Source organism: Streptomyces sp. SID4985, assembly GCF_009863025.1.
Taxonomy (GTDB): domain Bacteria; phylum Actinomycetota; class Actinomycetes; order Streptomycetales; family Streptomycetaceae; genus Streptomyces.
Window position 1 is genome coordinate 1 of the sequence record NZ_WWIR01000342.1, and the last position, 4,752, is coordinate 4,752.

5 protein-coding genes and 1 pseudogene are annotated in these 4,752 nt (G+C 75.5%); 4 read left to right on the plus strand and 2 right to left on the minus strand.

Annotated features, from left to right (window positions below; genetic code table 11):
• Positions 1-1,043, minus strand: a 1,043-nt coding sequence (cobT, locus tag GTW40_RS14420) for a nicotinate-nucleotide--dimethylbenzimidazole phosphoribosyltransferase (protein ID WP_161180575.1), incomplete at its 3' end; no start/stop codon positions are given.
• A 133-nt stretch (positions 1,044-1,176) separates the two neighbouring features.
• Between cobT and GTW40_RS14425 the strand changes: the two genes are divergently transcribed.
• Positions 1,177-2,157: a class I SAM-dependent methyltransferase gene (locus GTW40_RS14425; protein ID WP_161180576.1), complete on the plus strand. Its 981-nt coding sequence runs from the start codon at positions 1,177-1,179 to the stop codon at positions 2,155-2,157.
• 32 nt (positions 2,158-2,189) lie between these two features.
• Here GTW40_RS14425 and GTW40_RS14430 read toward each other — a convergent pair whose 3' ends face one another.
• Positions 2,190-3,389, minus strand: a complete 1,200-nt coding sequence (locus tag GTW40_RS14430) for a bifunctional adenosylcobinamide kinase/adenosylcobinamide-phosphate guanylyltransferase (protein WP_161180577.1) — start codon at positions 3,387-3,389, stop codon at positions 2,190-2,192.
• A 220-nt stretch (positions 3,390-3,609) separates the two neighbouring features.
• On the opposite strand from GTW40_RS14430, the gene GTW40_RS14435 reads away from it, so the two are divergent.
• The 3 genes and pseudogenes from GTW40_RS14435 to GTW40_RS14445 all read left to right on the plus strand — a co-directional run.
• Positions 3,610-3,825, plus strand: coding sequence for a hypothetical protein (locus tag GTW40_RS14435; RefSeq protein WP_161180578.1), 216 nt, complete (start codon positions 3,610-3,612; stop codon positions 3,823-3,825).
• Between the two features lie 126 nt (positions 3,826-3,951).
• Entirely contained in the window at positions 3,952-4,491 is a 540-nt protein-coding gene (locus GTW40_RS14440) for an isochorismatase family protein (protein WP_161180579.1), read from the plus strand.
• A pseudogene (locus GTW40_RS14445) lies at positions 4,488-4,752 on the plus strand (AraC family transcriptional regulator); the annotation flags it as partial. The gene GTW40_RS14440 and the pseudogene GTW40_RS14445, both read left to right, overlap by 4 nt.

Here is a 4,752-nt window from a genome sequence, read left to right on the forward strand (position 1 = left end):
TTCACCTCCGGCAGCTCGGCCGCGAGCGCGGCGGCGGCCCGTACCAGCGGCAGCGCCAGCAGCGCGCCCGCGCCCTCGCCGACCCGCACGCCCTGGTCGAGCAGCGGCTCCAGGGCCATCCGGTCCAGCGCCTTGGCCTGGCCCGGCTCGCCGCTGACGTGGCCCGCGAGCCACCAGTCCGGCGCGCGGAAGGCGACGCGCTGGGCGACCAGCGCGCACGCGGCGGACACCACGCCGTCCAGGATCACCGGCAGCTTGCGCACCGCGCACTGGAGCAGGAACCCGGTCATCGCGGCCAGGTCCGCGCCGCCCACCGTCGCGAGCAGCTGGAGCTGGTCGCCGAGCACCGGCCGGGCCCGGCGCAGCGCGTCGCGGATCGCCGCGCACTTGCGCATCCACGCGAGGTCGTCGATGGCGAGGCCACCGCGCCCAGTCACCACGGAGGCGTCGGTGCCGCACAGCGCGGCGATGAGCACCGCCGCGGCCGTCGTACCGCCCACGCTCAGATCGCCGAGCACCACCAGGTCCGTGCCCGAGTCCGCCTCCTCGTCGGCGACGGCCACGCCCGCCCGGAAGGCCGCCTCGGCCTCGGCCGGGGTCAGCGCGTCCTCGACGTCGATCCGGCCACTGCCGCGCCGCACCCGGTGCCGTACGACCTCCGCTGGGAAGGCGTCCGGCTCGCAGTCCATGGAGAGATCCACGACGCGTACCGGTACGTCGAGACGGCGGGCCAGCACCGCCACCGGGCTCGCACCCTCCAGCACACCCCGCACCAGCTCCTGGGCGGTGCCGGCCGGGCGCCCCGAGACATCGAGCCGGGCGACCCCGTGGTCACCGGCGAAGAGCACCACGCGCGGCCGCTCGATCTGCCGCACGGGCGCGGTGCCCCGCGCGGCCGCCAGCCACTCGCCCAGCTCGTCCAGGCGCCCGAGCGAGCCGGGCTTCACGGCCAGGCGCTCCCGCCGGGCCTCGACCTCGCGGCGCGCGGCGCCGTCCGGGCGCTCGATCAGATCGGAGAACTCGTCCAGATCAATCCTGCTCATTCGCGGAACAGTACCGTCAGCGTCCCGCCGCCTCCGCGCCACACCGGGAGCCCATCACCGGCACGTCGTTGCACCCAAGATCGGTATCCCATACGTTCCGCTTTACCGCGAAATGCCGTACAGGGAGCCGCCCATGCAGCCCTCGTCACCCGCCCCGCAGTCCACCGACGGATTCTCCGGACCGCTCCGCGCGGACTGCCCCTGGTGCGGCTCGCCGAGGCTGCGCACCCGGCTGCGCGCCCCCGACCCGCTGCGGGAGCGCCCCGGGATCTTCGGGCTCGACGAGTGCGCCGACTGCGCCCACACCTTCCAGAACCCCCGGCTCGCCGCCGACGACCTCGCCGCGTACGAGAAGGATGCCTGCGAGAGACATCTGGACCAGATCGCCGCCCGCGTGCTGTCCCCGCGCGCGGTCCACCGCCGCCACCGCGCCACCGCCCGCGCCCTGACCGGCCTCGGTGACCCCGAGAGCTGGCTCGACGTGGGCACCGGACACGGCCGCTTCCCCGAGGCCGCCCAGGAGTTCTTCCCCTACACCAGCTTCGACGGCCTCGACCCCACCGCCCGCGTCGAGAAGGCCCGCGCCGCGGGGCGGATCGAGGAGGCCCACCGGGGCTTCCTCACCACCCCGGGCGTCACGGAGCGGCTGCGCGCCCGCTATGACGTGGTCAGCATGTTCCACCACCTGGAGCACGTCCCCGACCCGCGCGCCGAACTCCGCGCCGCCCTCACGGTGTTGCGCCCCGGCGGCCATCTCGTCCTCGAAGTCCCGGACCCGGCCAGCGCGTTCGCCGCCCTGCTCGGCAAGTGGTGGCTCCCGCACGGCCAGCCGCGCCACCTCCATCTGCCCCCGCTCGCCAACCTCCGCGCCGAACTGGCCGAACGGGGCTGCGCGATCGTCGGCACCGACCGCGCCGCCGCCCATCTGCCGTACGACCTCACGGCGGCACTCTCCATGGCCCTGGCCCACGTCCCGCCGCCCCTGCGCAGGGCCACCGCCCCGGCGCTGACGGCCGCCGCCGGGGCGGAGTTGCTGCTCTCCCCGCTGACCCGGCGCACCCGCTTCGCCAACGCCTGCCGGGTGGTGGCCCGCAAGGAGGGCACCCCCGGCTGACCCTCGGCTGCCCCCGGCCGACTCCCAGGGGGCTATCCCCGCAGCACCAGCGCCTGTCCCGCCACCACGAGGAGCACCTGCTCGCACTCGGCCGCGAACGCCGCGTTCAGACGGCCGAGTTCGTCCCGGTAGCGGCGCCCGGAGGCGGTGGCCGGGACGATGCCCGAGCCCACCTCGTTCGACACCGCCACCACCGTGCGGCGCGCCCCGCGCACCGCCGCCACCAGTTCCCGCACCCGCTCGCGCAGCGCCTTCTCGCCGCCGTCCGCCCACTCCGCGTCGTCCCACGCCCCGACCGCGTCCATCGCGTCCGTCAGCCACAGCGACAGACAGTCGATCAGCACCGGCGGCCCCTCCTCGGCCAGCACCGGCACCAGGTCCGTCGTCTCCGTCGTACGCCACGACCCCGGCCGCCGTTCGCGGTGCGCCGCGACCCGCTCGGCCCACTCGGAGTCGCCGCCGCGCGTGCCGCCGGTGGCGACGTACAGCACGTCGGGGAACGCCTCCAGGCGGCGCTCCGCCTCCACCGACTTGCCCGAGCGGGCACCGCCGAGGACCAGCGTCCGGCGTGGCACGTCCGGCACCTCCTCGTACGCCCCCACGATCAGCGTCGTACCGTCCGGCACCGCGCGCGCCCCGGCCGCCGCGAGCCGTCGCGCGACCTCGGCGCCCTGCGGTACGTCGTGGTCGAGGTGGACGGCGACCACGTCCGTCGTCGGGCCGACCGCACCGGCCGCGCGCAGCCGGGCCAGCGCGTCCGGGCGGCCCACCACGTCGGCAAGGACCAGGTGGTACGCCCAGGTCGGGGCTTCCAGCCCCGCCGGGAAGCCGCCCGGCGGCAGATACAGCAGCCGCTGTCCGTCAGGGCCGGTCACCGCGTACCCGGTGCCGCCCGCGTCCATCGCCAGCGCCCGCACCCGGTGCCCGGTCAGCAGGGTCAGCTCGCGGCCGTCCGGCACCCGCACCGGCTGCGGCAGCCCGGCGGGCACCTCCACGGCCGGTCCGTCGTGCGGATGAGAGAGCAGCACCTGGCGCACCCCGCCCAGCGAGTGCCCCGCCCGCGCCGCCGCGAAGGCCGCGCCGGGGGTGAGGTCGAGCAGCAGCGCGTCGTCCACGAGCAGCGCGGTCGCCGCCCGCGCGTCCGGCCCGAGGGCGGTCGCGCACACGGCACAGGGGCAGTCGGGCCGGGGCAGCCCCGGCGGGGCACCGGTGCCGAGCAGAGTGACGTCCACGGACCGATTTTCACCCGGCCGCGCGGCTCCCGCGCCCCGGTGCCCCCGAAGGCGCGGTGGGGCGGGGCGTGTCGGCGCTCCGGCCGGGTGCCGTGGCCGGGGTGCCCGGCGGGGGTGCCCTGGCGGGAGGTGCCCTGGGCGGGTGATGATCCACGATCTCCTGTGACCGGCGCCGCCGAGCGCATACGCTGCCCGCAGCGTCGGATCGAAGGAGGCCCGCATGACGGCATGGACGTGGCGGTTCGAGAAGGCCGACGGGACGGAGGTCCCGCCCGCGGTCGAGCCGGAGGAGTTCACCACGCAGGGGGACGCCGAGTCCTGGATCGGCGAGCACTGGAAGGAGCTCCTGGAGGGCGGCGCGGAGCAGGTGCGGCTGTTCGAGGAGAGCACCGAGATCTACGGCCCGATGAGCCTGAACGCGGAGCAGACCGCGTAACCCGGCCGTCCGTCAGGTCCCGGCGCGCCCGGGACCTGACCTCGCCCCGAGGGTGACCGGATCGTTCCGCACCCGGCCCCGATCGTGTCTGCCGAAGGCGTATATCCCCAGGTCAGACTTGGTGACATGAAGCGAGCACTCATCGTCATCGATGTCCAGGAATCCTTCCGCGCCCGTCCGCTGTGGAAGGAGATCGGCAACCCCGGGATCGCCGAACCCGTCAACCGGCTCGTCCGGCTCGCCCGCGACCACGGCGACCTCGTCGTCTGGGTGCTGCACTCCGAGCCCGGCAGCGGCGACGTGTTCGACCCGGACCTCGGCCACGTACGGCTCCTGGAGGAGCTGGAGCCGCCGCTGCCCGGGGAGCCGGTGCTGCGCAAGACCGCGCACAACGCGTTCACCACCACCAACCTCCAGCAGTTGCTGACCGAGGCGGGCGTGGGCGAGCTGTGGGTGTGCGGCATCCGCGCCGAGCAGTGCGTCGAGACCACCGCCCGGCTCGGCAGCGACCTCGGCTACGAGATCGTCTTCGTGGCCGACGCGACCACCACCAACCCCATCGGGGACCTGGGCGTGGACGCGATCATGGAACGCACCCAGGCCGTCCTGCGCGACCGCTTCGCCCGCATCGCCACCGTCGCGGAGCTGGCAGCATCGCCCGTATGACCCGCGTCGTCTTCGTCCTGCTGCCCGACGTCCACCTCCTCGACCTGGCGGGACCGGCCCAGGTCTTCTCCACGGCGGCGGGCCTCGGGCAGCCGTACGTCCTCGACTACGTCGCCGAGTCCCCGCAGGTCACCAGCGCGCAGGGGCTCCCGCTCACCGCGCGCACGGACTGGCCGTCCCTCGGCCCCGAGGACCTGGTCGTCGTACCGGGCTGGCGCGCCCCGGCCCTGCGCGGCGGCCCCGAGCCCGGCGCCGCCCTGA

What these genes read in the sequence shown, in the direction of transcription:
- GTW40_RS14425 (WP_161180576.1), top strand. Translation starts at nt 1,177, where the DNA reads ATGCAGCCCTCGTCACCCGCCCCGCAGTCCACCGACGGATTCTCCGGA.
- GTW40_RS14435 (WP_161180578.1), top strand. Translation starts at nt 3,610, where the DNA reads ATGACGGCATGGACGTGGCGGTTCGAGAAGGCCGACGGGACGGAGGTC.
- GTW40_RS14440 (WP_161180579.1), top strand. Translation starts at nt 3,952, where the DNA reads ATGAAGCGAGCACTCATCGTCATCGATGTCCAGGAATCCTTCCGCGCC.